This is a genomic window from Streptomyces sp. NPDC059917, assembly GCF_042730635.1.
In the GTDB taxonomy this organism is placed as follows: domain Bacteria; phylum Actinomycetota; class Actinomycetes; order Streptomycetales; family Streptomycetaceae; genus Streptomyces.
The window spans coordinates 103,705-128,484 of the sequence record NZ_JBHWLC010000015.1; the positions used below are offsets into that span (position 1 = coordinate 103,705).

General features: G+C 74.8%; 23 protein-coding genes and 1 pseudogene. 13 read left to right on the top strand and 11 right to left on the bottom strand.

What is annotated here, in order from left to right:
• Positions 1-2: 2 nt before the first annotated feature.
• Positions 3-1,736 (bottom strand): apolipoprotein N-acyltransferase, encoded by a 1,734-nt coding sequence (gene lnt, locus ACFWAR_RS11690; protein ID WP_385775709.1) that lies wholly within the window; start codon positions 1,734-1,736, stop codon positions 3-5.
• Between the two features lie 76 nt (positions 1,737-1,812).
• Positions 1,813-2,328 carry a hypothetical protein gene (locus tag ACFWAR_RS11695; protein ID WP_385775711.1) on the bottom strand — a complete coding sequence of 172 codons (516 nt, stop codon included), beginning with the start codon at positions 2,326-2,328 and terminating at the stop codon, positions 1,813-1,815.
• A gap of 195 nt (positions 2,329-2,523) precedes the next feature.
• Between ACFWAR_RS11695 and ACFWAR_RS11700 the strand changes: the two genes are divergently transcribed.
• Complete coding sequence (locus tag ACFWAR_RS11700) at positions 2,524-3,120, top strand: TetR/AcrR family transcriptional regulator (RefSeq protein WP_385775713.1); 597 nt, start codon at positions 2,524-2,526, stop codon at positions 3,118-3,120.
• On the top strand, positions 3,117-4,097 hold the full coding sequence (locus ACFWAR_RS11705; RefSeq protein WP_385775715.1) for an ADP-ribosylglycohydrolase family protein: 981 nt from the start codon (positions 3,117-3,119) through the stop codon (positions 4,095-4,097). Before ACFWAR_RS11700 ends, ACFWAR_RS11705 begins: the two co-directional genes overlap by 4 nt.
• A gap of 58 nt (positions 4,098-4,155) precedes the next feature.
• Here ACFWAR_RS11705 and ACFWAR_RS11710 read toward each other — a convergent pair whose 3' ends face one another.
• Positions 4,156-4,953, bottom strand: coding sequence for a glutamate racemase (locus tag ACFWAR_RS11710; protein ID WP_385775717.1), 798 nt, complete (start codon positions 4,951-4,953; stop codon positions 4,156-4,158).
• A 174-nt stretch (positions 4,954-5,127) separates the two neighbouring features.
• On the opposite strand from ACFWAR_RS11710, the gene ACFWAR_RS11715 reads away from it, so the two are divergent.
• The 5 genes from ACFWAR_RS11715 (at position 5,128) to ACFWAR_RS11735 (ending at position 11,497) form a co-directional block, all read left to right on the top strand.
• Positions 5,128-6,300, top strand: a complete 1,173-nt coding sequence (locus ACFWAR_RS11715; protein WP_385775719.1) for a glycosyltransferase — start codon at positions 5,128-5,130, stop codon at positions 6,298-6,300.
• A 237-nt stretch (positions 6,301-6,537) separates the two neighbouring features.
• Positions 6,538-7,080, top strand: coding sequence for a DUF6643 family protein (locus ACFWAR_RS11720; protein WP_385775721.1), 543 nt, complete (start codon positions 6,538-6,540; stop codon positions 7,078-7,080).
• A gap of 59 nt (positions 7,081-7,139) precedes the next feature.
• A complete protein-coding gene (locus ACFWAR_RS11725; RefSeq protein WP_385775723.1) occupies positions 7,140-7,964 on the top strand; it encodes an MOSC domain-containing protein in 825 nt (274 codons plus the stop codon).
• A gap of 317 nt (positions 7,965-8,281) precedes the next feature.
• A complete protein-coding gene (locus ACFWAR_RS11730) occupies positions 8,282-8,881 on the top strand; it encodes a hypothetical protein (RefSeq protein ID WP_385775726.1) in 600 nt (199 codons plus the stop codon).
• 129 nt (positions 8,882-9,010) lie between these two features.
• Positions 9,011-11,497, top strand: coding sequence for a right-handed parallel beta-helix repeat-containing protein (locus ACFWAR_RS11735; RefSeq protein ID WP_385775728.1), 2,487 nt, complete (start codon positions 9,011-9,013; stop codon positions 11,495-11,497).
• Between the two features lie 238 nt (positions 11,498-11,735).
• Here ACFWAR_RS11735 and ACFWAR_RS11740 read toward each other — a convergent pair whose 3' ends face one another.
• Complete coding sequence (locus ACFWAR_RS11740; protein ID WP_385775774.1) at positions 11,736-14,135, bottom strand: hypothetical protein; 2,400 nt, start codon at positions 14,133-14,135, stop codon at positions 11,736-11,738.
• A gap of 154 nt (positions 14,136-14,289) precedes the next feature.
• On the opposite strand from ACFWAR_RS11740, the gene ACFWAR_RS11745 reads away from it, so the two are divergent.
• On the top strand, positions 14,290-14,781 hold the full coding sequence (locus tag ACFWAR_RS11745; RefSeq protein WP_385775730.1) for an SRPBCC family protein: 492 nt from the start codon (positions 14,290-14,292) through the stop codon (positions 14,779-14,781).
• Positions 14,782-14,814: 33 nt separating this feature from the next.
• Here ACFWAR_RS11745 and ACFWAR_RS11750 read toward each other — a convergent pair whose 3' ends face one another.
• Together ACFWAR_RS11750 and ACFWAR_RS11755 are read right to left on the bottom strand one after the other, a co-directional pair.
• A complete protein-coding gene (locus ACFWAR_RS11750) occupies positions 14,815-15,504 on the bottom strand; it encodes a hypothetical protein (protein WP_385775732.1) in 690 nt (229 codons plus the stop codon).
• Positions 15,505-15,599: 95 nt separating this feature from the next.
• Positions 15,600-16,727 (bottom strand): PLP-dependent cysteine synthase family protein, encoded by a 1,128-nt coding sequence (locus ACFWAR_RS11755; RefSeq protein ID WP_385775734.1) that lies wholly within the window; start codon positions 16,725-16,727, stop codon positions 15,600-15,602.
• Between the two features lie 206 nt (positions 16,728-16,933).
• On the opposite strand from ACFWAR_RS11755, the pseudogene ACFWAR_RS11760 reads away from it, so the two are divergent.
• Positions 16,934-17,359: pseudogene (locus ACFWAR_RS11760) on the top strand (ATP-binding protein); the annotation flags it as partial.
• 414 nt (positions 17,360-17,773) lie between these two features.
• Here ACFWAR_RS11760 and ACFWAR_RS11765 read toward each other — a convergent pair.
• Together ACFWAR_RS11765 and ACFWAR_RS11770 are read right to left on the bottom strand one after the other, a co-directional pair.
• The gene (locus ACFWAR_RS11765) at positions 17,774-19,051 is read right to left on the bottom strand and encodes an ROK family protein (RefSeq protein WP_385775736.1); all 1,278 of its coding nucleotides are present in this window, start codon (positions 19,049-19,051) and stop codon (positions 17,774-17,776) included.
• Between the two features lie 43 nt (positions 19,052-19,094).
• Complete coding sequence (locus ACFWAR_RS11770; RefSeq protein ID WP_385775738.1) at positions 19,095-19,868, bottom strand: alpha-ketoglutarate-dependent dioxygenase AlkB family protein; 774 nt, start codon at positions 19,866-19,868, stop codon at positions 19,095-19,097.
• Between the two features lie 36 nt (positions 19,869-19,904).
• Here ACFWAR_RS11770 and ACFWAR_RS11775 point away from each other — a divergent pair, with 36 nt between their 5' ends.
• Positions 19,905-20,645, top strand: coding sequence for a maleylpyruvate isomerase family mycothiol-dependent enzyme (locus tag ACFWAR_RS11775; protein ID WP_385775740.1), 741 nt, complete (start codon positions 19,905-19,907; stop codon positions 20,643-20,645).
• Between the two features lie 90 nt (positions 20,646-20,735).
• Here the strand turns inward: ACFWAR_RS11775 and ACFWAR_RS11780 are convergent, their stop codons facing one another.
• Positions 20,736-21,230 carry a DUF4188 domain-containing protein gene (locus tag ACFWAR_RS11780; RefSeq protein WP_385775743.1) on the bottom strand — a complete coding sequence of 165 codons (495 nt, stop codon included), beginning with the start codon at positions 21,228-21,230 and terminating at the stop codon, positions 20,736-20,738.
• Positions 21,231-21,371: 141 nt separating this feature from the next.
• Here ACFWAR_RS11780 and ACFWAR_RS11785 point away from each other — a divergent pair, with 141 nt between their 5' ends.
• Entirely contained in the window at positions 21,372-22,019 is a 648-nt protein-coding gene (locus tag ACFWAR_RS11785) for a MerR family transcriptional regulator (protein WP_385775745.1), read from the top strand.
• 48 nt (positions 22,020-22,067) lie between these two features.
• On the opposite strand, the gene ACFWAR_RS11790 is transcribed toward ACFWAR_RS11785, so the two are convergent.
• Complete coding sequence (locus ACFWAR_RS11790) at positions 22,068-22,856, bottom strand: spherulation-specific family 4 protein (RefSeq protein WP_385775747.1); 789 nt, start codon at positions 22,854-22,856, stop codon at positions 22,068-22,070.
• Here ACFWAR_RS11790 and ACFWAR_RS11795 point away from each other — a divergent pair.
• Positions 22,855-23,022 carry a hypothetical protein gene (locus tag ACFWAR_RS11795; RefSeq protein WP_385775749.1) on the top strand — a complete coding sequence of 56 codons (168 nt, stop codon included), beginning with the start codon at positions 22,855-22,857 and terminating at the stop codon, positions 23,020-23,022. The two genes, ACFWAR_RS11790 and ACFWAR_RS11795, sit on opposite strands and share 2 nt — an antisense overlap.
• 279 nt (positions 23,023-23,301) lie before the next feature.
• On the opposite strand, the gene ACFWAR_RS11800 is transcribed toward ACFWAR_RS11795, so the two are convergent.
• A complete protein-coding gene (locus tag ACFWAR_RS11800) occupies positions 23,302-24,015 on the bottom strand; it encodes a TetR/AcrR family transcriptional regulator (RefSeq protein WP_385775751.1) in 714 nt (237 codons plus the stop codon).
• A gap of 216 nt (positions 24,016-24,231) precedes the next feature.
• Here ACFWAR_RS11800 and ACFWAR_RS11805 point away from each other — a divergent pair, with 216 nt between their 5' ends.
• Positions 24,232-24,693: a nitroreductase/quinone reductase family protein gene (locus tag ACFWAR_RS11805; protein WP_385775753.1), complete on the top strand. Its 462-nt coding sequence runs from the start codon at positions 24,232-24,234 to the stop codon at positions 24,691-24,693.
• The last annotated feature ends 87 nt before the right edge of the window (positions 24,694-24,780 follow it).

The following is a 24,780-nucleotide window of genomic DNA, read 5'->3' on the forward strand; positions in this document are numbered from 1 at the left end:
CCCTACGACGCCTTGCGGCGGGCCCCGGCCCGGCGGAGCAGGACCCAGCCGAAACCGCCCGCCGCGAGCGCGAGCAGGGCGTACTCGGGGAGCGGGCCGAACCGGGTGGCCGGGGTCTGCGAGGAACGCAGCGGGATGGTGGCGACGAGCGCGTCCGGGGTGAACATCTTCGTCTGCTGGACGACCTTGCCGTCGGGGTGGATGACGGCGCTCACCCCGCTGGTCACGGGGACGAGGACGGTCCGGCTGTGCTCGACGGCGCGCACCCGGTCCATGGCGAGCTGCTGGTAGGTCATCTCGCTGCGGCCGAAGGTGGCGTTGTTGCTCGGGACGGCGATGACCTGCGCCCCGGCCCGGACGGTGGAGAGCACGGCGTCGTCGAAGGCGGCCTCGTAGCAGGTGACCATGCCGACGTGGCTGCCCGCCATGTCGAAGACCCCCGGCTCCTTGCCGGGACCGAAGTCGCGCCGGACCCGGTCCACGTCCGAGCTGAAGATCCGGACGAAGGAGCGCATCGGCATGCGTTCGCCGAACGGCTGGATCTTGCGCTTGTCGTAGGTGGACGTGGGCCCCTTGACCGGATCCCACAAGATCATGGTGTTGCGCAGCGGGCCGGTCTCCGGGGCGATCACCGAGCCGATGGCCACGGGCACCCCGATGGCCTTCACGGCCCGGTCGATCACCGCGTAGGCGTCGGGCTCCGCGAAGGGGTCGAGGTCGGAGGAGTTCTCCGGCCAGACCACGAAGTCGGGCTGCGGCGCACGGCCCGCCCTGACGTCGGCGGCGAGTTGGAGCGTGCGCTTGGCGTGGTTGTCGAGGACGGCGCGGCGCTGGGAGTTGAAGTCGAGCCCTATGGTCGGGACGTTGCCCTGGATGACGGCGGCCACGGCCGTGCCGTCCTCGGCCGCGTCGGAGACCAGCGGGCGGGCGGCGAGGGCGGCCACGAGCGGTACGACGACGCTGAGCGCGGCGAGGGCGGCCGTGAGGGCGGTGGCCCCTGTGCCCCCGGGGGCCCGCGTGGCGCCGGAGGTTCCTGTGCCTTCGGGTGCTGCCGTGACGTCGGCGTCGGCCGTGGTCGTGGCGCCCGCGGGGCTCCCGGAGCCGTCGCGGGTCGCCCTGGCGGCGGTGCGCCGGGCGAGGACCACGCTCAGGGCCTCGTACAGTCCGAATCCGAACAGGGCCACGGCGAAGCCGACCAGCGGGGTGCCGCCGAGCGCGGCCAGCGGCAGGAAGAACCCGTCGGCCTGGCCGAAGGCGATCTTGCCCCAGGGGAAGCCGCCGAAGGGGATGCGGGCCCGGACCGCCTCGCCCGCCACCCAGACCGCCGCGGCCCACAGGGGCCAGGCGGGCAACCGCCGGACCAGCGTGATCCCGAGCCCGGTGAGCCCGACGAAGAGCGCCTCCAGCACGGCGAGGGCCAGCCACGGCACCGGGCCGACCTCCTCGCCGGTCCAGAAGAGCAGCGGCAGCATGAAGCCGAGCCCGGCCAGCAGCCCGAAGCCGAATCCGGCGCGCGCCCGGCGCACCTGGAGGCACCAGCCGAGCAGCGCGAAGGCGACGGGGGCCAGCCACCACAGGGGCCGGGGCGGGAAGCTCAGGTACAGCAGCACCCCGGCCGCCACCGAGCCGCCCGCGCGCAGCAGCCAGGCGATCCGGCGCGCCCGTGGGGACACCGGTTCGCCGGAGGGCACGACGGGGGGCTCGTTCTCGACCGCACGGGTGGCGCTGCTGCTCATCTGGCGGAGTGTACGTCGCCGACCCGTGCCCCGACCGGTGAGGGCGCGCGTCGGGGTCCGGGTGGGCGATCCGGCGTCAGCGCGTCAGGGCGCGCAGGTGCGTACGGATGACGCGCACCGCGTTCTCGGCGTCGTCGACCGTGACGGTGAAGAGCTTGCCGTCGCCGAGCCGCAGCTCGACGCCCTCGCCCCGGCGGACGACGACGGCCGTGCCCTTCTCGGGCCGCCAGCGGTAGCCCCAGCCGCCCCACTGCTGCGGGGTGATGCGGGGGACGAACTCGGCCGCGGTGATCTCGGAGAGCCGGATCCGGCGGCGCGGCAGCCCTATGTGCCCGCACCGCACTTCCATGTTCTCGGAGTCGACGGTGACGGCGACGTGGACGAAGGCGAGGGTGCCGTAGAGGATCAGCAGCCCGACCGCGAGGCAGCCGACGACCGACATCACCAGCGGGATGATCCCGGCCGTCCATGCGGAGTCGACGGCGAGTTCGATGCCGAGCGCCAGGCAGGCCGCGCCGGCGGCGGCGATCAGCCACTGCACGCGGTTCGAGGCCCGGCCGGTCCAGAGCGGGCCCGGAGGGTGGTCCGTCATGTGTAGCAGCGTACTCACGTTCCGCACGCGCGCCACCGCCTCTCGACCCTTTGGCGGACGGGCCGCGCGGCGGTCCGTGTCCGCCCCGCGCCTCCGCTGTCCGCGCCTGCCCGCCGCGCCGGACGGACAAACGCGCGGCGGGAGCCCGCCGGAAGCGGCCGGACGCCGCCGGGGCGGGGTCGTTAGGCTGCCCCGGTGAACCAGGAGCGCAGGGAACTGCTGCGGGACGCGGCCGTCGACGTACTGGCGGAGGCGGGTGGCCGCGGGCTGACCCACCGGGCCGTCGACGCGGTCGCCGGGGTGCCGCTCGGCACGGCCAAGAACTACTTCCCCACCCGGGACGCCCTGCTGCGGGCCGTGGCCGAACGGTGCCTGGAGCGCTACCGGGAGCGGGCGGACGCGCTGGCGGGAGCCGGGCCGACCGACCGGGCCGGGGTGGCCGCGCTGCTCGCCGGGCTGCTGCGCGAGGTCGCGGGGCCGGGGCGCCCGCGCGTACTGGCCCACCTGGAGCTGCTGGCCGAGGGCGCCCGGCGGCCCTGGCTGGCCGCGCTGCTGGACCCGATCGCCGCCGCCGACTTCGCGGCCCACGCCCATCTGCTGCGCGGGCTGGGGGCGTACGGGACCGCGGAACGGGCCCGCGCGCTGACCCTCGTCCTGCACGGGGCCCTCCCCTACCTGCTGGCCGGGGCGCCGGGGACGCTGGCCGTGGCCGGGCTGGACGACCTGGACGGTTTCGCCCGGGGCGTGCTGGACGCCGTGTGCCCGGGCGCGCCGACGGAGCCCGCCCCGTGAGCCCGGACCGCGCCGACCGCGCCGCCCGCACCGACCGCGCCGTGGGGGCCGTCCTCGGCTCGGCGGTCGGCGACGCGCTGGGCGCCCCCTTCGAGTTCGGCCCGGCGGGCGCCTTCTCCGCGCGCTTCCCGGCGCCGGGCGGGGGCGGCGAGATGTGCGGGGGCGGCGGCTGGGATCCGGGTGAGGCGACCGACGACACCCAGATGGCCGTCCTCGTGGGCGCGTCGCTGCGGGAGCACGGCGGACTCCAACTGCCGGACGTCTTCGCCCGGTTCCAACGGTGGGCGGCGGGCGAACCGAAGGACATCGGGCTACAGACCGAGGACGTGCTGACGAACGGCGCGTCCTGGGAACTCGCCGCGGCGCTGCACTTCCAGATCAACGCCCGGGCCGCGGGCAATGGTTCCCTGATGCGGGCCTCGACCTCCGCGGTGTACTTCGCCGCGGCGGGGCGGGCCGCGACGATGGACGCCGCCCGACGGATCGCGGCGCTCACGCACGGCGACGCCGCGGCCTGGGAGGGCACGGCGGTGCTGCACGAGCTGGTGCGGACCGCCCTGGAGGGCGGGGACCCGCTCGCCGCCCTGCCCGGGGTGCTCGCCGAGGTCCGCGCCGACCAGCGGGAGCGCTACGCCCGGGTGCTCGCCCCGGGCTGGCATCCCGGGCTCGCGACCGAGTTCAACGGCGCGGTGTGGCCGTGCCTGGGCACGGCGGTGTGGGCGCTGCGGACGACGACGGGCTTCGAGGAGGCGCTGCGGGCGGCCGTGGACGTCGGCGGCGACACGGACACGGTGGCCGCGGTGACGGGCACGCTGGCCGGCGCGGTGTACGGATCAGGCGCGGTCCCCGAGCGGTGGACCGACCCCCTGCACGTCCCCCTGCCCGGCTTCGGCGACCAGGTCCTGGACGCCGACGCGCTGCGGGAGCTGGCCGAAGCCCTCGTCGAAGCGGACGGATCAAGCCCCGCCGGCGATTGAGGCACCGCCGGAAGGCGACCCGGAAGGCGAGCCCGAAGGCGACGACCCGGGCACGGCACTACGCTCCGGCCGGGGCGTCCTGGGCGGCGGTCAGGAGGCGGCCCTCGGCGTAGCCGAGGGCGGCGGCCGGCAGTTCGCCCGGGCGGCCGCTGTGCAGCACGGTCAGGGTGCCGGTGCGCGGCAGATCCGGCTCGGGGCGGGCGCCGATGCGGCGCAGCGCCTGGGTGGCGACGGCTTCCGCCGAGCCGTGGTAGACGAGGGCGGCGCCGCCGGTGCGTTCGGCCAGGGCGGCCCGGATGGGGGCCTCGACGAGTTCGTAGTGCGTGCAGCCGAGGACCACGTCGGTGACGTCCGGCGGGGTCAGTGCGGCGGCCGCGGCGACGGCCCGTACGACGGCTTCCGCGTTCCCGTACTCCACGGCGTCGGCCAGACCGGGGCAGGGGACCTCGGTGACCGGTACGCCCGCGGCGAAGTCGCGGATCAGCCCGCGCTGGTAGGGGCTGCCGGTGGTGGCCGGGGTGGCCCAGATGGCGACCCGGCCGCCGCGGGCCGCGGCGGGCTTGATCGCGGGGACCGTGCCGACGACGGGGATCCCCGGCTCCAGCTCGGCCCGCAGGGTGGGCAGGGAGTGCACGGAGGCGGTGTTGCAGGCGACGATCAGGGCCTGCGGTCGCAGCCCGGCCGCGGCGCGCGCGACCTCCAGCGCCCGCCCCGTGAGGTCCTCGGGGGTACGCGGTCCCCAGGGCATGCCGTCGGGGTCGGAGGAGATGACCAGGTCGGCGTCCGGCCGCAGCCGTCGCATCGCGGCGGCCGCCGCGAGGAGGCCGATGCCGGAGTCCATGAGCGCGATCTTCACTTGGTCACCTTAATCGACCCCCGCCCCCGACCGGCCCGCCACACCCCTTTCCGGACGCCGAGCGCCCGCGCGCCGGACCGCCCGGGCGGTCGAGCCGCCCGGGCGCCGGATCCGGGTCGGAGCGGGCCTGCGTCGGTACGCGACACGCACGGCCGGTTTCGGCACACTGCGGGGATGGGCCCCCTCAGCATCGCCGCCTGCGTGTCGCTCGCCGTCTGGCTCTGGCTCACCTTCGGCCAGGGCATGTTCTGGCGCACCGACGTCCGGCTCCCGCCGCGCACCCCGCCCGCCCGGTGGCCCTCCGTCGCCGTCGTCGTGCCCGCCCGGGACGAGGCCGGGGTGCTGCCGCTGAGCCTTCCCTCGCTGCTCGCCCAGGACTATCCCGGCGAGGCCGAGGTCTTCCTGGTCGACGACGGGAGCACCGACGGCACGGGCGCGCTGGCCCTGGCGCTGGCCAGGGAGCACCCCGGGCTGCCGCTCACCGTCTGCTCCCCGGGCGAGCCGGAGGCCGGGTGGACGGGAAAGCTGTGGGCGGTGCGGCACGGCATCGGCCTCGCGCGGGCCGCGGACGCCGGGGAGCCGGAGTACCTGCTGCTCACCGACGCCGACATCGCGCACGAGCCGGACAGTCTGCGCGAGCTGGTCGCGGCCGCGGTCTCGGCCGACCTCGACCTCGTGTCGCTGATGGCCCGGCTGCGGGTGGTCACCGTCTGGGAGCGCCTGGTCGTACCGGCCTTCGTGTACTTCTTCGCCCAGCTCTACCCCTTCCGCTGGATCAACCGTCCGGCGGGACGGACCGCCGCGGCGGCGGGCGGGTGCGTGCTGCTGCGCACGGAGACGGCCGTGCGGGCGGGCGTACCGGAGTCGATCCGTCAGGCGGTGATCGACGACGTCTCCCTCGCCCGCGCGGTGCGGCGCGCCGGTGGCCGGATCTGGCTCGGGCTGGCGGAGCGGGTGGACAGCGTGCGCCCGTACGCGGGGCTCGGTGACCTGTGGCGGATGGTCTCGCGCAGCGCCTACGCGCAGCTGCGGCACCAGCCGTTGCTCCTGGTCGGGACGGTGGCGGGGCTGGCGCTCGTCTACCTGGCCCCGCCGGTGACCTGCCTGGTGGGCCTGTTGACCGGGCGGCCCGTGGCCGCGTGGGCGGGCGCCGCGGCCTGGCTGCTGATGGCCGGTACGTACCTGCCGATGCTGCGCTACTACCGGCAGTCGGCGGTGCTCGCCCCGCTGTTGCCGCTGACCGCGCTGCTCTACCTGCTGATGACGGTCGACTCGGCGGTCCAGCACTACCGCGGGCGCGGCGCGGCGTGGAAGGGACGCACCTATGCCCGTCCCAGCGATGCCTGAAACACGTCTCGATCTGGCCTGAACGCGCGTCATGCGAGGTCACAGGGGTGCGCGGGGCGTTGCCCCAACTCCCCTCCAGGGAGGCACGAGTAGGAACAAGAGCGGTTTAAAGCGACGAATCGTGCACGTGAACGTCAAGTGAAAGCTGTGGCGCTGACCTGCGAATATGCAGGTCAGCGCGGTGTTGACGGGACCTCGCTATGGACCCCGTGAAGTCGTGGGCTTAACTTATGTGCCATGACCTCCCCCCGCTCCACTTATGGCGGCGGTTACTACTCCGCGCCCTCCTTCCCGGACACCCCCATCTACGACTCCCTCGTCGCCGAACGCGGCACTCCTCAGATCGCGCCCATCCGCGTGCCGGCCGCCTACGACTCCATGGGCGGCGGCTACCAGGGGCAGAGCTCCCCCCAGGGCAACAACGGCTACGCGGGCGGATACCTGCCCGCCCTGCCGTCGGCCCTGCCCGCGCTGCCCGCTGCCCCCTCCCCGCAGCAGCAGCCCGCCTACGGCTACCCGTACCAGCAGCAGGGCGCTCCGCAGCCCATGCCGTTGCAGCACGCGCCGGCGCCGTACATCCCGCAGCAGCAGCCGGCCGGAGCCCGTTCCGGATACGCGCCGCAGCCGCAGCAGCCCCGGCCGGTGGCCGCGGCTTCCGGTTACGAGGCCATGCGCCCGGCCGCGCCGCGGCCGATGCAGGCCGCGGCTCCGGTTCCCTCCGGAATGCCTTCCGGTTACGAGGACCAGTACGGCCGCCCGTACCAGGGACGCGGCTACTGACGGCGCCCGCGGCACATACCCGCTGGTAAGCGCCCGGGGGCGGCTGGAATGATGCCCCCATGACGAACATGCATGTCCAGGAACTCCACGTCCATCCCGTCAAATCGGTAGCGGGGACCTCTCCCGATGAGGTGGCCGTGGAGCCCTGGGGCCTCGCCGGGGACCGGCGCTGGGCGGTGATCGACACCGAGGGCAACGTCATCACCCAACGCCAGCAGCCGCGCCTCGCGTTGGCCTCGGCCCGCCCGCTGGGGAGCGGCGGGGTCGCGCTGTCGGCTCCCGGGCTGGCGTCCGTGGTGGTGGAACCGCCCGCGCCGGGACCGCTGGAGCCCGTCGTGCTGTTCGGCAAGAAGATCGACACCGTCGTCGCGGACACGGCCGGCCACGCCTGGTTCACCGAGTACCTCGGTTTCCCGGCCCGGCTGGTGCACCTCGACGACCCGGCCGTACGACGGCCCGTGGACCCGGACTACGCGCTGCCGGGCGAGACGGTGAGCCTTGCCGACGCCTACCCGCTGCTGGTGGCCACCCTCGCCTCGCTGGACGCGCTCAACGCGCTGATCGCCCAGGGGGACCACGCCGATGAGGGTCCGCTGCCGATGAATCGTTTCCGCCCCAACCTGGTGGTGTCCGGTGCCGAGGCGTGGGCCGAGGACGGCTGGAAGCGCGTCGCGATCGGGGACGCCGTCTTCCGCGGGGTCCGCGAGTGCGGCCGGTGCGTGATCACCACCACCGACCAGCGGACCGCCGAGCGCGGCAAGGAGCCGCTCAAGACCCTGGCCGTGCACCGCCGGATCGGCAAGTCCCTGGCCTTCGGACGGATGCTGGTCCCGGTGCGGCTCGGGACCGTCCGGGTCGGCGACGAGGTCCGGATCCTCGACTGAACCACCCCGCGCGAGCCGCGCTCGAGGGCGGCCCCAGTAGGCGCCACGAGGCTTTGGCGACCCGCCCGGATCCGGTCCGAGCCCATCTGACCGGATCCGGACTGACACCTTCGGGCGGCTCCCCACAGGAACGGGAACCGGGCGGCCCCGCGGTGCCGTTGTGCCGAATGAGACGTGCGGCGACCCGTCCTCCGACTGACCACCGGATCGGGTGACACACCTCTCGCGAGTCCCGGAATGCGCGTCCTCGGGACATGGGCGAGGCTTGGACGTGCAGGCAGACGGAGGCAAGGGGGTGCCCGACCGTGTGGACGGCAATGGGAGTCTGGCGTTGGCGGCGCAACCCGCTGCGTCGGCGGACGGATCTGATCGAGGCGTGGGTGGCCTTCGCCGCCCTGGTGTGCGTGTTGGTGGTGGTGCCGGCCGTCGGCTGGACGGCCGGTCTGCGTGTGGACGTGACCTTGCAGCGCGCCGCGCGCGAGCAGCGGCAGGAGCGGTACCTGACCCCGGCGGTCGTGGTGCGGCCCGCCGGTGATTCGCTCGGCGGATCGGCCGCCGACCCCGCCGCGCAACGGCAGTCGCCGCAGCGGACGCAGGTCGTCGCCGCGTGGACCGCGCCCGACGGGACCAACCATCAGGGGACGGTCCCGGCGGCGCAGGAACCACCGCGCCCGGGCGATCACTTCCGGATATGGACCGACCACCACGGCCGACTGGTGGGCCACCCGCTGGACCCTTCCACCGCCGCCGTGCACGCCGCTCTGGCGGGCCTGGCCGCCGCGTTCGGCGCGGCCGCGCTCGTGGAGACGCTCCGGCGCATGGTCGTACGCCGGCTCATGCATCGGCGGTACTTGCGGCTGGACAGGGCCTGGGCGGCGGCCGGGCCCGACTGGGGCAGAGCGGGTGCGGGCAGCTGACCTGGCAACTCGCCGGGCCCGCGCGCGCTACGGTGGACCGGCCGGTGCGGACACGGTCGCGAACGCGGGCCACCGACCGCCGGTGAAGTCGCTTCGGCACGAGCACGAGGGTGGGGGCACGGCAGCACGATGGCACAGGGCACGGTCCAGGTGACGCACGGCGGACCTTCGCGATGGCGGCGCCGCTCCGGTGAATATCCGACACTGACCGCCGCGCTGGCGGCCGCGGGCGACGGGGACGTCCTGTCCATCGCTCCCGGGACCTACCGCGAGAACCTGGTGCTGCACCACGCCGTCACGCTGCGCGGGCCCGAGGGCGGGCTGGGTTCGGTGCGCATCGCCCCGCTCGACGGGGTGGCGCTCACCGTCCGGGCCTCGGCGATCGTGCAGGACCTGCACCTGGAGGGACAGGACCGGGCCGCGCCCGCCCTGCTCGTCGAGGACGGCTCCCCCGAGCTGACCGACCTGCGGGTGAGCACCCGCTCCGCGGCCGGTATCGAGGTGCGGGGCGGGGCCCGGCCGGTGGTGCGCCGGTGCACCGTCGAGAACCCGACGGGCGTCGGCATCTCCGTGCTCGACGGCGGCGGCGGGGTCTTCGAGGAGTGCGAGGTGGTGGCGGCCGGGCAGACCGGCGTCTCGGTGCGCGGCGGCGGCCACCCGCGCCTGGAGCGCTGCCGGATCCACCACAGCACCGGCGCCGGGATCGGCGTCACGGGCGAGGGCTCGGGCCTGGACGCGCTGGGCTGCGAGGTCTACGAGATCAAGGGCACCGGGGTGCAGATCGCCGCCCGGGCCACGGCCCGGCTCACCGACTGCTCCGTGCACCGCACCTCCGCGGACGGGGTCACCCTCGACACCGACGCGGTGCTGACGCTGGCCGGCTGCGACATCCACGACATCCCCGAGAACGCGGTGGACCTGCGGTCCCGTTCCGTGCTGACCCTCAGCCGCACCACTGTGCGCCGCTTCGGCCGCAACGGCCTCTCCGTGTGGGACCCGGGCACCCGGGTGGACGCCGAGTCCTGCGAGATCCACGACAGTACGGGCGACTACCCGGCGGTGTGGATCAGCGACGGGGCGACGGCGTCCCTCGACTCGTGCCGGGTGCACGACGTGCCGGACGCGCTCTTCGTCCTGGACCGGGGTTCGCGCGTCGACGTGGTCGACAGCGACCTGTCCCAGGTGCGCAACACCGCCGTCTCCGTCAGCGACGGCGCCACCGCCCAACTCGACGACTGCCGGATCCGCGAGGCCGCGACCGGGGCCTGGTTCCGCGACCACGGCAGCGGCGGCACCCTGGCCAACTGCACCATCGACTCGGTGCAGACGGGCGTGATCGTCACCAAGGGCGCCGATCCCGCGCTGGAGCGCTGCACCGTCAGCTCCGCCGCCGAGGCCGGGTTCTACGTGTCGGCGGGCGGCCGGGGCACCTTCCACGCCTGCCGGGTGAGCGGGAGCACGGGCTTCGGCTTCCACGTCATCGACGGCTGCCGGACCACCCTGACCCGCTGCCACACGGAGCGCTGCTCCCGCGGGGGCTACGAGTTCGCCGAGGAGGGCCCGCTCTCCGAGGACTGCACGAGCGACGAGGCCGCCGTGCGCGCCGGGGTCCTGGGCACGGCGTCGGCGGCGGGCGCGGGGGCCGCCACCGGCGCGGGGGCGGGCGCGCGGGGCGGCGTACCGCTGACGGCGACGACGGCTCCGGCCGGTGCGGGAAGCACCGGCGCCGCGCACCCGCAGACCCCGGTTCCGGGACAGCGGGCCACGGACGGCGACGGGCCGTCCGGTGCGGCGGCCCGCGGCTCCGGCGAGGTGCTCGGGCAGCTCGACGCCCTGGTGGGCCTGGACAGCGTCAAGCGCGAGGTCCGCGCCCTGACGGACATGATCGAGGTCGGCCGCCGCCGGCAGCGGGCCGGTCTCAAGGCCGCCTCCGTCCGCCGCCACCTGGTCTTCACCGGCTCCCCCGGTACCGGCAAGACCACCGTCGCCCGCCTCTACGGGGAGATCCTGGCCTCGCTCGGGGTGCTGGAGCGGGGGCACCTGGTCGAGGTGTCCCGGGTGGACCTGGTCGGCGAGCACATCGGGTCCACGGCCATCCGTACCCAGGAGGCCTTCGACCGGGCGAGGGGCGGCGTGCTCTTCATCGACGAGGCGTACGCGCTGGCCCCCGAGGACTCGGGCCGGGACTTCGGGCGCGAGGCGATCGACACGTTGGTGAAGCTGATGGAGGACCACCGGGACGCGGTGGTGGTCATCGTCGCCGGTTACACGGCGGAGATGGACCGCTTCCTCACGGTCAACCCCGGGGTCGCCTCGCGGTTCTCCCGGACCATCACCTTCGGCGACTACGGCCCGCAGGAGCTGCTGCGGATCGTGGAACAGCAGGCGGAGGAGCACGAGTACCGCCTCGGCGAGGGCACCGTCGAGGCCCTGCTGACCTACTTCACCGAGCTGCCGAAGGGCGCGGCCTTCGGCAACGGCCGCACCGCCCGCCAGACCTTCGAGTCGATGGTCGAGCGGCACGCGGGGCGGGTGGCCCAGCTGTCGGAGCCGACCACCGACGACCTCACCCTGCTGTTCGTGGCGGACCTTCCGCTGCTCCCGTCGCCCTGCTGAGATCCTCGGGCGTGTTTCGAAAGTAGCGCCGGGCGCCCGAAGGGCGCTGCTCGCGGCGTCTGGTGCCATGGGGTCTCCCCAGGCCCGAAGGGCCGAGGGGAAGATCGCAAGGCGGAGGATCGCCCGCCTACTGGACGTAATCGGGCGTTCCGACAACGCCGCGAGGCGCGGTACCAGGCGTCGCGAGCCCGGGGGCACCTCCCAGCGGTAGCTGGGGGAGATACTTTCGAAACACGACCTAGGCGTCCACCGTGCGGTCCGCGAGGACGAGGCGGGCCAGCAGCGCGGCCCGTTCGGCGGCGAAGGCCGGGTCCGCCTGGTAGTCGGAGTGCCCGAGCACGGGGGCGGGCAACGGGTGCAGGGCGGTACGTCCGTAGGCGACCGGATCGGCCAGCGGCCCCCGGTCCACGTCTCGCTCCCCCGCCTCCAGGACCGGCCCGCCGATCGGGTCGGTGGCGCGCCAGAGGTTGCGCCAGCACTCCACCTCCCGGTGCAGCGCGGTGAGCGGGCCCGGCCCGAAGTAGGCGGGGAACCACCGCCCGTAGAGCCGGGCCAGCGGTGACCCGTACGTCAGCAGCGCGACCCTGCGGCGCACCTGCGGCGGCAGCTGCCAGACGGCGGCGGCCGCGAGCACGCTGCCCTGGGAGTGGCCGGACAGGACCAGTCGGCCGCCGGTCCGCTCGGTCCAGGTGGTCATCCGCCAGGTCAGGTCGGGCACGGCGCGCTCGGCGTAACAGGGCGGGGCGAAGGGGTGCGCCGCGCGGGGCCAGAAGGTGCCGACGTCCCAGAGGATGCCGATGGTCCGGCGGGCCGAGGCGTCCTTGTAGGCGCGGCGGCCCAGGGTGACGAACAGGACGAAGCCGAAGCCGACCAGCCAGGAGCCGGCGTCCTGCGCGCCCCGGGCGGCGTCCTCCAGGACGGGTGTGGCGTGCCGGGCGGCTTCGCCCGGGACCCGCCCGCTGAGCCAGGCACCGGCGACGGCGCCCGCGCCGAGGACCAGCGTGACGGTGGAGACCGCGCCGATGAACCACGGCGCCGAGTCGGTGAGCGCCGCGGCGGCCCGGGCCCCCGCGATCCGGCGGCTGCGCGCCCGGTCCGGCCGGGCCCCCGGGTACTCGGCGGCGACCGTCACGGCGGTCGCGCGCCGGACCCGGGCGCCGCGCACCGCGAACCAGCACGCGGCCAGGAGCAACACCAGGAGCAACGGCGGCAGGACGGCGGCCTGCCAGGACAGCAGCACGGGCGGTCCGGCCAACTCACCGGCGGCCACGGAAGCGCTCCCCACCACCCCCGTGCCCGCCCCCGCACCGGCCACCGGGGTTCCGCTCTCGCCCAGCCAGTCGCCCACCCGCTGCGCGACCCCGGCCGACATCACTCCGCCGAGCGCGCACGCGAGCATCGCCACGGCCGGGCCGCCCAGCCCGCGCAGCACGCCTCCCGCGCCCCGGCGGTGCAGGTGCAGGGCGACGGCCGAGAGGGCCAGGACGCAGCCGCCCTGGGCGAGCGCGAGCCATCCGAAGACCAGGTCCCCCGGGAGTCGGCCCGTGGAGGTCCAGCCCGGGCGGGACCAGCAGGCGTAGCAGAGCACGGCCGCCAGCACGGCCGTCGCGCACCCCGGCAGCCAGCTGACCACCGCGCGGTCCACGCGCTGGTCGGCCCGCGATTCGGAGCGCCCGCGGCGGCAGACGACCCAGAGCACCACGGCGCCCCCGGCCACGAGCACGGCCTGCGCGATCCGGCCCGGTCCGGCCGGAAGCCCGGCTCCGGCCGCGTGGGCGTCGTAGCGCAGGGTCGGTACGGCGACGGCCGCCGCGACCGTCAGCAACCCGGCGGCGGTGTGGGCGGCCCGCAGCCGGGCCACGATCCGTCGCCCGTACCAGAATCCGGGCCGGCCGAGCGCGGGCGCGCCGCCCTCCGCGTCCTCCTCCGCCTCGTCGGGGTCGGGGTCGGTCGGGGGCGGCGGCTGGGCTTCGTAGGCGCTCCACGTGCGGTTCGAGAGGTACCAGAGCAGCCAGGTCAGCCCGGCCGGGACCAGCGCGCCCAGGGCCAGGCGCCGCCCCGGCTGCGACCACCAGCCGCCGCGCTCCGGCGAGAGGAACGCGAGCCAGGAGCGGGACGCGGCGCAGTGCGGCGAGCCCGCGCACTGCCAGGCGAAGAGGTCGAGGGAGACCTCGCAGGCCGCGGCGATCAGCAGCACGGTGAGGCTCAGCGCGACGAGCCGTACGAGCACCCCGTAGGCGCGCACCGCGCGCGCGGACCCGGCGGGCGCGGGCGGCCGGGCCCAGTGCGCGAGGTTGGCCACCATGAACGGCAGGAGCAGCAGCCACAGCGCCCGGGCGCCGTTGCCCGAGGTGAGCCGGGACCAGCAGTAGACCTCGGGCACCGGGCGGCCGGTGTAGCGCTCGGGGTGGGCCTCGGCGTCGGCGTCGTCGCCGCGCCGGAAGACGGCGGCGGTGGAGTCCCCGGTGACGCGGACGGTGCGCGGATCGCCGAGCAGTTCCTCGGGCGGGGCGCCCGCGACCCCGTGGACGAGCAGTTCGAGCGCGAGCGGCCCGGCCCCGGGGACGGGGACGGGGACAGTGTCCGGGGCGGCCGAAGGGGCGGGGCGGGGACGGGGCGTGGGGATGTCCGGCACGATGGCCTCCACTCTCGGAGCGCGGCGCCACCTGACCAGCATCCCGCGCGCGGGACCCACTGCCCAGTACCCGGACGGCTGACGCAGACATCTGATGGTGGGACAGATATGGTGACGCGCACGCGCGTTCCCCTCTCACCGCAAGGGAGTTCCCGTCATGGCCCGCCGACTGCGCCCCGTGGGGCTGGAGTTCACCGAGACAGCGCCCGTACGCCTGGTGTTCACCGCCCGAGCGGCCGCTCCGCCGGCATCGGTGTACCGGGCCCTGGCGGAGGAAGTGACGGGGTGGCCCTCCTGGTTCCGGGCGGTGACCCTCGCCCGGCCGACGCACGGCGGTGCTGGTCGGGAGATCAAGCTGCTGGGAGGAGTGCGCTTCCAGGAGACGATCATGGCGGCGGACGCCGGGCGCCGGTACGCCTACCGGGTCGACCGGACCAACGTCCCCGGCATGCGCGCCCTGCTGGAGGAATGGCTGCTGACCGCGTCCGGCTCCGGCACGCAGATCCGGTGGACCTTCGCCGCGGACGGCTCCGCCCCCTTCCGGCTGGGCCTGGCCGCCGCCCGGCCGGGCCTGGGGCACTCCTTCCGCACGGCCGTCCGGACCCTGGACGCCAAACTGGCCGTAGCGCAGCGCTCCGCGGGGCAGTAGGCCCGCGCGGGCGGCGCACGGCCGCGCGCCGCCTCAGGTCGTCGGGTACCGGTCGACCAGGTCGGCGTACCCGCCCGCGCCCCATACGCGGGTCCGGAACTCCCGCAGGTTCAGGGACGGTCCGCGGTCCTCGCCGGTGCGGGCGAAGTACACGCCCGCGCACCGGGCGCAGAACCACCCCTCGGACCAGAGGGCTTCGGCGGCGGACCGGCCCCGGGCGGTGCGCCGCCGACGGGCCGCCTCCACCCGGCCGACGGCGAAGAACAGGGCCGCGGCCGCGAGGAGCGCGGTCCCCGAGATCCAGGCGAGGTGGGCCATGGGGAGTTCGGTCACGAACCGCCGTTCGCCGCCGTCCCTTTCGACCCACCAGCCGCCGGATTCGCGGCCGAACCAGCCGCCCGCGATCGCGCCCCACAGGAACGTGCCGAGCGAGACGAGGAGCAAGGTGCCGCCCAGGCACCCGACGGAGTCGGTGGCCGGGTCCGGCGGCACCGGGGCGAGGCCCTTCACCAGCGCCGAATTCCCTTCGCGGACGGACGTCTTGCGGGCGCCGTCGCCGTCGACCCACTCGTCGCGGGTGGTGGCCTTCGCCGCCAGGTAGGCGGCGGCGACGCCCGTCACCTCGTCGTCGCGCCCGCACCGCGGGCAACACAGCGGTCCGTCGCCCGTACCGGCCGCATCGGGCGCACCGTCCGTACCGCCCGTACCGTCCCTACCCGCCATGACTCCCCCGGGGCTCGGTCGTGATCACGCGTCGGCCCAGCGTAAGCAGCCGACGCGGCCCGGCCCAGGGCCCGTTCGTCAGGGTCTGGGTACGGTCAGGCCACGGGCTCGTACCAGCTGCCCGAGGCCAGCAGGGACTCGATGGTCTTCGTGTAGGGGGCCAGGTCCAGGCCTTGGGCGGCCACCCACTCGTCCGAGTAGTACTTGTCGAGGTAACGGTCGCCCGGGTCGCAGAGCAGGGTGACGACGCTGCCCGTGCGCCCCTCCGCCACCATCTCCGCGATGATCTTCAGCGCGCTCCACAGGCCGGTGCCCGTGGAACCGCCGGCCTTGCGGCCGATGGCCCGCTCCAGCGCGCGGCAGGCCGCCACGCTCGCCGCGTCCGGCACCTTCATCATGCGGTCGATCGCGCCGGGCACGAAGCTCGGCTCCATGCGCGGGCGGCCGATGCCCTCGATGCGCGAGCCGCAGTCGCTGCTCGCGTGGGGGTCGTGGTGCGTCCAGCCGTCGAAGAAGCAGGAGTTCTCCGGGTCCGGTACGCAGATGCGGGTGTCGTGCTGCATGTAGTGCACGTAGCGGGCGATCGTCGCCGAGGTGCCGCCGGTCCCGGCGGTGGCCACGATCCAGGTGGGCTCGGGGTAGCGCTCCAGGCGCAGCTGCTGGTAAATCGATTCTGCGATGTTGTTGTTGCCCCGCCAGTCGGTGGCGCGCTCGGCGTAGGTGAACTGGTCCATGTAGTGGCCGCCGGTCTGCGCGGCGAGGAGCGCCGATTCCTCGTACATCTTCATCGAGTCGTCGACGAAGTGGCATTCACCGCCGTGGAATTCGATCAGCCGACACTTCTCCGGGCTGGTCGTGCGCGGCATCACGGCGATGAACGGGACGCCGATCAGCTTGGCGAAGTACGCCTCGGAGACCGCGGTGGAGCCCGAGGAGGCTTCGATCACCGGACGGCCGGGCCTGATCCAGCCGTTGCACAGGGCGTAGAGGAACAGCGACCGGGCGAGGCGGTGCTTGAGCGAGCCCGTCGGGTGGGTGGACTCGTCCTTGAGGTAGAGGTCGATGCCCCACTCCTCCGGGAGGGGGAAGCGCAGCAGGTGCGTGTCGGCGGAGCGATTGGCGTCCGCCTGGACCTTGCGGACGGCTTCTTTCAGCCAGGCCCGGTAGTCGGCGTCGCTTCGGTCGACGTCGACGGTGATGTTCGTCGTACCGGTGGTGCTCATGCGCCTTGCTCCTCTGTGCGTGACCTGTTTCTGCCTCCCCCCGCCTTCGCAATGTACCCCCCTCACCTGCACAAACAGTCACTTTGGGGTTCCATGCGAATGCCTTTTGGTTGCCTTCGGTTGCATGCCGGCGCACGGTGGGTGACTCTGGTGGGGCGTCACAGAGGGTGCAGCACCCGTAACACTGATGTCGGGGAGTCGCAGCCGTGATCATTCCTCCACGCAGGCACTGCGTCGTCGCACTGCAGGCCATGCCACAGCGGATCGGCCAGGTCCGCCGAATCGTTTCTGCACAACTGCGCCACTGGCAGCTCGATCCGCTCATAGACCGGGCTGCGCTCGGCGTGACGGAGCTGCTCAGCAACGTCCACCGCCACGCGCAGCCGGACAAGGCGTGCCGGGTCGAGATCGAGCTGCGGCTCGGCAGACTCACGGTCTCGGTCCACGACAGCGATCCCAGACTGCCCGTGGCCCGGGACGCGGATCCGCTGGAGACCGGCGGCCGCGGCCTCGCGCTCATCGCGGCGGTCAGCGAGTCCTGGGGCTCCCGGCCGCAGCCGGACAGCCGGGGCAAGGTGGTCTGGTTCTCGCTCCGCGCGGCGCCGGCGGCCGCCCCTCCCGAGCCCGTGGCGCCGGTCCGTCCCGTGCCGCTACGACGGCCGACGGCGCCGCCGGTCACCCTCGCGACCGGCGTCACCGCACCGCCCGCCCAGCAGCCGGACCGCGAACCCGCCCGGCGGCCCGCACGGCGCCCGGCCGGATCGCCGTCGCGCTCACCCGTTCGGCCGCCCGCGGATCCGGTCGTCGAGCCGTCCGTGGAACCGCTGCCGCTTCCGGTGGCGACCCCGGTGGCGGTGCCCGTCGCGGTGCCGGTGGCCGCGGCGAGCGGCCACGCGGCGGCCGGTACGGCGGCGGGCCACGGCGTGGCCGGCACGACCGTGGGCCCGGTGGCCGGAATCGCACCCTTGGGCGCCCTGGGCCCCGCCCCGGGATGACCCCGCGCCGCGGCGTCCGCCGCGCCCCCCGGACCGGCGGGCGCGGCCGGATCAGGCCGCCGCCCCCAGGGCGCCGAGCGGGTCGTCCAGGACGGGCTGCCAGGCGAGCTCGGCCGCGCCGACGAGGCTGTTGTGGTCCAGGGTGCACGGCAGGATCGGCACCCCGCCGCTGCGGCCCCACAGGCTGCGGTCCGCGACCACCGCGCGCAGCCGGTCCGGGTCCGCCTGGAGCAGCTCGCGGTGCAGGCCGCCCAGGATGATCCGGTCCGGGTTCAGGATGTTCACCAGCCCGGCGAGGCCGAGCCCGAGCCGGTCGATGAGCTCCTCCGCGGCCCCCCGCACCGTGGGGTCGGCGTACTCCGCGCGCAGCAGGTCGCGTGCCTGCTGGAGCAGCGAGACCTCGGGGCCGGGCACGCGGCCCGCCGCCGTCAGGAAGGCCAGCGGGTCGGCCTCGACGTCCAGGCAACCGCGGCTGCCGCAGTGGCAGGCCCGGCCCTCCGGATTCACCGTGAGGTGGCCGACCTCCAGCGCCAGGCCCGAACTCCCGCTGTGCAGGCGCCCGTCGAGGACGAGCGCGCCGCCGACGCCGCGGTGCCCGGTGGCCACGCAGAGCAGGTGCTGGGCGCTGCGCCCGGCGCCGTGGCGGTGTTCGGCCAGCGCGGCGAGGTTGATGTCGTTGCCGGTCAGGGCCGGGCCCTCGATCCCCGCCGCGCGGACGCACCGCGCGAAGATGGACCGTACCGGCGAACCGGCGGGCCAGGCCAGGTGCAGCGGGTTGAGCGCCGTACCGTCCGGTTCCGCGACGGCGGACGGCACGGCCAGGCCCGCGCCCACGCACCGGCGCCCGCTGCTGGCCAGCAGCGCGGCGCCCGCCTCGACGACCGCGCCCAGTACCTGGGCCGGGTCGGCGGACACCTCCACCTTGCCGGGGGCGGTGGCCACGATGTGTCCGCCGAGGCCGACCAGCGCGGCCCGGAAGCCGTCCGGGTGGACCTGCGCGGCCAGGACGACCGGCCCGTTCTCGTCCACCGACAGCCGGTGCGACGGGCGGCCCTGGGCGCCGCCCGCACCGCCGGGGCGGGAGTCGACGCGGATCAGGCCGAGCGCCTCCAGCTCGGCGGCCACGGCTCCGGCGGTGGCCCGGGTCACGCCCAGCTCGGCCGTGAGGACGGCGCGGGTCGGGGCCCGGCCCGTGTGCACCAGCTCCAGCGCCGGGCCGAGCGCGCCGCGGCCCCGCTCCAGTTTGGTCCGTGTGGACGCGCCGCCCGTCACGTCCGTCACGTCCGTGGTCACATCCCCCGCCCGCCGCGGGGTCGTGTTGCCGTTCATGACAGCGATCCTCGCATGATCGGCCGGGCCCGGACGCCGACCTTCAGCCCAGCCCGCCGACGCGCAGCGTGATGTTGAGGCGCCCGGTCAGGCCCAGGGCGGGCGGAGCCGTCCCCGGCAGGACTTTGGGCACCGAATGAAAGGCCCTTCGGGCCGGACCCCCGAAGACGAACAGGTCGCCGCTGCGCAGCTCCACGTCCCGGTACGGGCGACCGCGCGAGACGGTGTTGCCGAAGCGGAACACGCAGCTGTCGCCGAGGCTGAGCGAGACCACCGGCGCCGGGGAGCGCTCCTCGGCATCGCGGTGCATGCCCATCCGGGCGTCGGCGTCGTAGAAGTTGATCAGCGCGATGTCGTACGCCGCCGGGTCGCCCGGTTCGGGGAACGCCGCCCCGGCCGCGGCCACGGCGTCCCGGCCCAGCTCGGCGAGCCAGTCGGGCAGCGGCTTGACCGGCGCGCCGTCCCCGTCCACGACGGTGCGGGCGTAGCCGTACGGGTACCAGTGCAGCCCCAGGCAGACCTGGCGGGCGGTCATCGCCGCGCCGCCGGGGAGGCGGACCGTGCGCAGTCCGGCGGGCGGGCGCGCCCACGCGCGGCACGCGGTCAGCAGGGCGAGCTGGCGCTCCGGGTCGAGCCAGTCGGGCACGTGGACCGCGCCGGGCGCGATCTCGGCCCGCTCGCGCGGGAAGAGCTCCGCCGGCCGCCCGACCGGCCGCCCCGGCGGCGGTGCCGGGTCCGGGCTCGGGTCGGGGTCCGGGCTCGGGTCGGGGCTCGGGTCCGGGTCCGGGGGGAGGTCGCGGGAGTGGGGTCGCTCCATGGACCCATTGTCGGTGCCCCCTGGCACACTCGCCGCATGGAGATCATCGAGCATGTGAAGACGCTTGACCGCGAAGGCCGGTTGATGGCCGAAGCGGCCGAACAGGCGGGCCCGGAAGCCCTGGTGCCGTTCTGTCCCGATTGGCGCGTGGCCGACCTGCTGCGGCACACGGGGTCGGTGCACCGGTGGGCGGCGGGGATGGTCGCGGGCTCCCTGACCGAGCCCGTTCCCTTCCCCGAGGCGCCGGAGCTGACCGGTGCCCCGCTGCTGGCCTGGTTCCGCGAGGGGCACGCCGCGCTGGTGCGGACCCTGACGGAGGCACCCGCCGACGTGCGGTGCTGGACCTTCCTGCCGACGGACCCGCCCTCCCCGCTGGCCTTCTGGGCGCGGCGCCAGGCGCACGAGACCACCGTGCACCGGATGGACGCGCAGGGCGCGCTCGGCGCCGCGTTCTCGGCGCCGGAGGCGCGGTTCGCCGCCGACGGGGTGGACGAGGTGCTCACCGGATTCCACGCGCGGCCGCGCAGCCGGGTGCGCACCTCGGAGCCGCGGGTGCTGCGGCTGCGCGCCTCCGACACCGGCGACGCCTGGACCGTACGCCTGTCGCCCGAGCCCGCCGTCACGGTCCGCGATGACGCGGGTCCGGCGGACTGCGAGGTGACGGGCGGGGCGGCGTGGCTGTACGCGGCGCTGTGGAACCGCGCCCCGCTGGACGGCGCCTCGGTGAGCGGTGACGCCTCGCTGGTCAAGCTCTGGCAGGAGACGGCGGCCGTCTGACACCGCCGCCAGGCCCCGCCGGTCGGCCCGCGCGGGCCGACCGGCGCGCGGCGGGCCGCCGCCGCCCCGCGTCGATCAGCCGCGCGCCGATCAGCCCTGCGCCCCGCTGGCGAAGCGGTCGCGGGCGGTGACCCCGCGCCGTTCGACCGGGAGGGACCCGGTGGCGGCGGCCAGGCCGTAGGGCGGCATGTCCCCGTAGATCGACTCGTACGACCCGGCGGGGACCACGTAGGTCTCGTGCCAGATCCCCACGTGCCGGCGGGACCCGCGCTCGAAGCGGTTGATCATCGCCCAGGCCTTGCGGTGCAGCCGGTCCGGCGCGGCCGCGTAGGCCAGCAGCTTCTCCTTGGACTCCCAGTACTGGACCACGTAGTAGGTGCGCGGGGAACCGCTGAGGAGTTGGTGGCCCAGCAGTCCGCTGCCCGGGATCCCCTTCAGCTCGCGCAGCATCCGGAGCATTCCGACGAACACGGGCATCCACTGGTGCGGCGCCCGGAAGTGATTGATCCGCATGCCGATCAGGAAGACGACGATCTCCCCTTCGGCAGCGGCCGTCGTGCGGCCGGGCATCGGTTTCGCGAACATGCCACCCCCTGGTGACGGGACGGACGGGGCCGGGGCCCACCGCCCTGCTCTGGATAGTCCGACTATCCTTTGGGATGGGATAGTTACACTATTCAATGACGCCCACAAGCCCACGGCGGAGAACCCGGGGAAGGATCACGGATGCGCCTCGCGGACCTGAGCGAGCAGAGCCAGGTCTCGCTCGCGACCATCAAGTACTACCTGCGCGAAGGCCTGTTGGCCCCCGGCCGACGGATCAACGCCACGCAGGCCGAGTACGACGCCTCGCACCTGCGGCGGCTGCGACTGGTGCGGGCCATGATCCAGGTCGGGCGGATGCCCGTGGCCACCGTGCGCGAGGTGCTGGCGCAGGTCGACGACGCGTCGCTCGGCCGGACCACTCGTCTCGGGGCCGCCCTCTGGGCCCTGCCCCGGGCCGCCGAGCCCGAGCCCGACGACCCGGACGTGGCCGCGGCCCGCCAGGAGGTCGACCGGATGCTCGCGGAACTCGGCTGGAGCGACGCGGCGCAGATCGGCTGGCTCTCGCCGGTCTACCGGGAGTTGATCGCCTCGGTGGCCTCCCTGCACCGGCTCGGCTACCCGCTCGACGCGGCCGACCTCGCCCCGTACGCACTCCAGATGGAGCAGACCGCGATCCACGACCTGGACCGGATGGAACGGCTGAACGGCCCGGTGGAACAGGTGGAATCAGCGGTGGCCTCGGCCGTGCTCTTCGAACCCGTGCTGCTGAGCCTGCGCCGCCTGGCCCAGGAGCAACAGGCCGCGCGCCGTTTCGGGCTGGAGGACTGACCGACCCCCGCCCGGCCCGGCCCCGCCCGACCCCACCCGGGCTCCGGGTCAGCCGAGGGTGGCCGCGTAGGTGGTCTGCGGGCGGAACTCCCAATCCGGGCTGGCGTTCCAGGGGTTGGGCATGGCCGTGCTCGTCGCGTACGCGTATCCCGCGCCGCGGTCGAAGGCCGTGCGCAGGGTCGTGCGCATCGCGGCGGCGTCCGGGACGTCGTGCACCAGGTGCCAGAAGGCGGTCCCGCTCGGATCGAATTCGGCGCCCGCCCGGTAGCCGGTCGTCCCGTTGAAGACGTTCCCGCCGAGCCAACCGCTGCCGGTGTAGGCGGCGTAGGTGTCCTCGAAGGTCACGAAGACGTCGGCGGTGCGGTGGCCGGGTTCGAGGTAGCAGTCGGCGATGGCGGTGCCGGGGTTGTCGACCACCAGGTCGGGGGCGGCCGGATCGACCGCCCGCATCGCTTCCTGGACGTAGCGCCGGTAGTCCGCGTAGAGGTCGCGCGTGGCATTGGCCGGGCCGCAGTCGCGGCTGACGACGTCGAAGAAGATGCCGTCGACGTGCAGTCGACCGTCCGCGGTCCTGAGGTAGTTGTCCACCGACGCCTTGACCTCGGCCGGGGACCGCTTGCCGTGGTCGGTGTGGACGTAGCCGAGTACCTTGGTGCGCTCGCCGTTGGCGGTGGTGCCGCCGCGCAGGACATCGGCCCGGGCCTGCCACGGCGCGTCGAAGGGGGCGTCGCCGTTGCCGGGGTTGAGGACGACCACGGAGGCGGCCGGGCCGGTGGCGGTCAGCGCGTCCAGCATCGGGTCGTCGGCCCACACGTACGCCGGAACCGCGACGTCCATGCCCCGCACCCCGGGTGTCCGGGCCCGGATCGGCTCGCTCGGCCTGGGGGCGGGCGCGGGTCCGGACGCGGCCGGGGCCCGCTTCGAGGCGCTCCCGGAACCCTCCGCGGCCGAACAGATCGCGGGCGCCGGCGCCGCGAGGACGGCAACCGTCAGGACGGCGTAGAGGACCCTCGATGCGCGGGTCGTGGCCAAGGTGATCCTTCCTCCGGCAGGCGTCTGGGCGACGGGGCACCGCCGCGAGGAAGACTAGAGGGGGCCAGGGGGCGGGGGTTGGAGAACCGGTTCTCTTGATGTGAGGAACAGACAAGCGACTTGTCACCTGGTGACCTTGTCGGCTCATCCGCTTGTCCGCTTGTCCGCTTGTCCGCTCGTCGGCTCGTCGGCTTGCCCGCTCGCCCGCTCACCCGCTCGCCCGCTTGTCAGTGCGCCATGCGGTCGTCCGTCACCTGGCGGGGGGCGGGACGGGGAGGCCCACCTCGTGCGCGAGGCGCTCCACGGCGTGGTCGAAGAAGGCCTCCCGCTCCTCGACCACCCGGTGGAACTGCCCGAACAGCTCGAACGAGACCAGTCCCACGAGCTGCGCCCACGCGGCCACCAGGGCGGGCGCGACCTCGGGCGGCAGCCCGGGGGCGAAGTCCGCGACCATCCGCTCCGCCTCGGGGCGCAGCGCCGGAGCGAGCGGGGGCAGGGCCAGGCCGGGGCCTTGGTGGGCGGAGCGGACGATCGCGATGAGGACGAGGCCGACCCTGGAGGCGGGGGCCACGGTGGAGGCGGGCGCCGCGTAGCCGGGTACGGGCGATCCGTAGATCAGCGCGTACTCGTGCGGGTGCGCGAGCGCCCAGACCCGGACCGCCCGACAGACCGCGAGCCAGCACGTGCGGGGCGGCGCGGCGGCGGTCGCGCCGGTACGGGCGTGCGCGGCCTCGGCGGCGGCGCCGAGGCTGTCGTAGGCGTCCACGATGAGCGCGGTGAGCAGGTCGTCACGGCTGGGGAAGTAGCGGTACAGGGCGGAGGAGGCCATGCCCAGCTCGCGGGCGACGGCGCGCAGCGAGAGCTTGGCGGCCCCCTCGGCGGCGAGTTGGCGGCGCGCCTCGTCCTTGATGGCGGCGGTGATCTCGGTACGGGCCCGTTCCCTGGCCCCTCGCACGGTGCTCATGGGATCAGTGTGGCACGCAGGCAGAGCACTGCCCGAAAACGAGATCGACGATCAGAATCGAGAGCACCGCTCTTGTTTTGGCGCGGCGATCCGTGCACACTGATCTCAAGCGAGAGCACCGCTCTCGAAGTGCATCGGTGATCCCGGCGAGCCAGCGGAATCCCCGCGCCACTGATCCGCGACGCGACGACGCGCCGCCCAGCCCCGGAGGCCGCCATGACCACGCCCGCCGCCCCGTACTACGTCAAGGCCGGTGCCTTCGGCACGCGCTTCAACGCCCTCTTCGGCAAGCTGGCCCGACTGGGCATCAGCCTCGCCGGAACCGCGGAGATGTCGGTCCGCGGCCGCACGTCCGGGCGGATGCAGCGCATCCCGGTCAACCCGTACACCGACCGCGGCGCCCAGTACCTGGTCTCCGCCCGCGGCCACTCCCAGTGGGTGCGCAACATGCGCGCCGCGGGCGGCGGCGAGCTCCGGGTCGGCCGCAAGGTCCGCGCCTTCACGGCGGTCGAGCTGACCGACCCCGCCGAGAAGGCCGTCGTCCTGCGCGGCTATCTCGTCAAGTGGGGCTGGGAGGTCGACCGGTTCTTCCGGGGCGTGACCGCGCGCTCCTCCGAAGAGGAACTGCGCGCGGCCGCCGCCGACCACCCGGTCTTCCGCCTCACCGTCACGGGCTGACCCCACGGGCCGCACGCCTACGCGTACCCGTACCCGTACGTGTGCCCGTAGGCGTACGTGTGCCCGTAGGCGTACGAGCACACGCGC

Bases quoted from the DNA above. Each gene is read 5' to 3' on its own strand.
- ACFWAR_RS11770 (WP_385775738.1), bottom strand. From the start codon at position 19,868: ATGGAGCGACCCCACTCCCGCGACCTCCCCCCGGACCCGGACCCGAGC.
- ACFWAR_RS11695 (WP_385775711.1), bottom strand. From the start codon at position 2,328: ATGACGGACCACCCTCCGGGCCCGCTCTGGACCGGCCGGGCCTCGAAC.
- ACFWAR_RS11735 (WP_385775728.1), top strand. From the start codon at position 9,011: ATGGCACAGGGCACGGTCCAGGTGACGCACGGCGGACCTTCGCGATGG.
- ACFWAR_RS11780 (WP_385775743.1), bottom strand. From the start codon at position 21,230: ATGTTCGCGAAACCGATGCCCGGCCGCACGACGGCCGCTGCCGAAGGG.
- ACFWAR_RS11795 (WP_385775749.1), top strand. From the start codon at position 22,855: ATGCCCCGCACCCCGGGTGTCCGGGCCCGGATCGGCTCGCTCGGCCTG.
- ACFWAR_RS11790 (WP_385775747.1), bottom strand. From the start codon at position 22,856: ATGGACGTCGCGGTTCCGGCGTACGTGTGGGCCGACGACCCGATGCTG.
- lnt (WP_385775709.1), bottom strand. From the start codon at position 1,736: ATGAGCAGCAGCGCCACCCGTGCGGTCGAGAACGAGCCCCCCGTCGTG.
- ACFWAR_RS11755 (WP_385775734.1), bottom strand. From the start codon at position 16,727: ATGAGCACCACCGGTACGACGAACATCACCGTCGACGTCGACCGAAGC.
- ACFWAR_RS11775 (WP_385775740.1), top strand. From the start codon at position 19,905: ATGGAGATCATCGAGCATGTGAAGACGCTTGACCGCGAAGGCCGGTTG.
- ACFWAR_RS11785 (WP_385775745.1), top strand. From the start codon at position 21,372: ATGCGCCTCGCGGACCTGAGCGAGCAGAGCCAGGTCTCGCTCGCGACC.
- ACFWAR_RS11730 (WP_385775726.1), top strand. From the start codon at position 8,282: ATGGGAGTCTGGCGTTGGCGGCGCAACCCGCTGCGTCGGCGGACGGAT.
- ACFWAR_RS11720 (WP_385775721.1), top strand. From the start codon at position 6,538: ATGACCTCCCCCCGCTCCACTTATGGCGGCGGTTACTACTCCGCGCCC.
- ACFWAR_RS11765 (WP_385775736.1), bottom strand. From the start codon at position 19,051: ATGAACGGCAACACGACCCCGCGGCGGGCGGGGGATGTGACCACGGAC.
- ACFWAR_RS11800 (WP_385775751.1), bottom strand. From the start codon at position 24,015: ATGAGCACCGTGCGAGGGGCCAGGGAACGGGCCCGTACCGAGATCACC.
- ACFWAR_RS11715 (WP_385775719.1), top strand. From the start codon at position 5,128: ATGGGCCCCCTCAGCATCGCCGCCTGCGTGTCGCTCGCCGTCTGGCTC.
- ACFWAR_RS11805 (WP_385775753.1), top strand. From the start codon at position 24,232: ATGACCACGCCCGCCGCCCCGTACTACGTCAAGGCCGGTGCCTTCGGC.
- ACFWAR_RS11725 (WP_385775723.1), top strand. From the start codon at position 7,140: ATGACGAACATGCATGTCCAGGAACTCCACGTCCATCCCGTCAAATCG.
- ACFWAR_RS11750 (WP_385775732.1), bottom strand. From the start codon at position 15,504: ATGGCGGGTAGGGACGGTACGGGCGGTACGGACGGTGCGCCCGATGCG.
- ACFWAR_RS11745 (WP_385775730.1), top strand. From the start codon at position 14,290: ATGGCCCGCCGACTGCGCCCCGTGGGGCTGGAGTTCACCGAGACAGCG.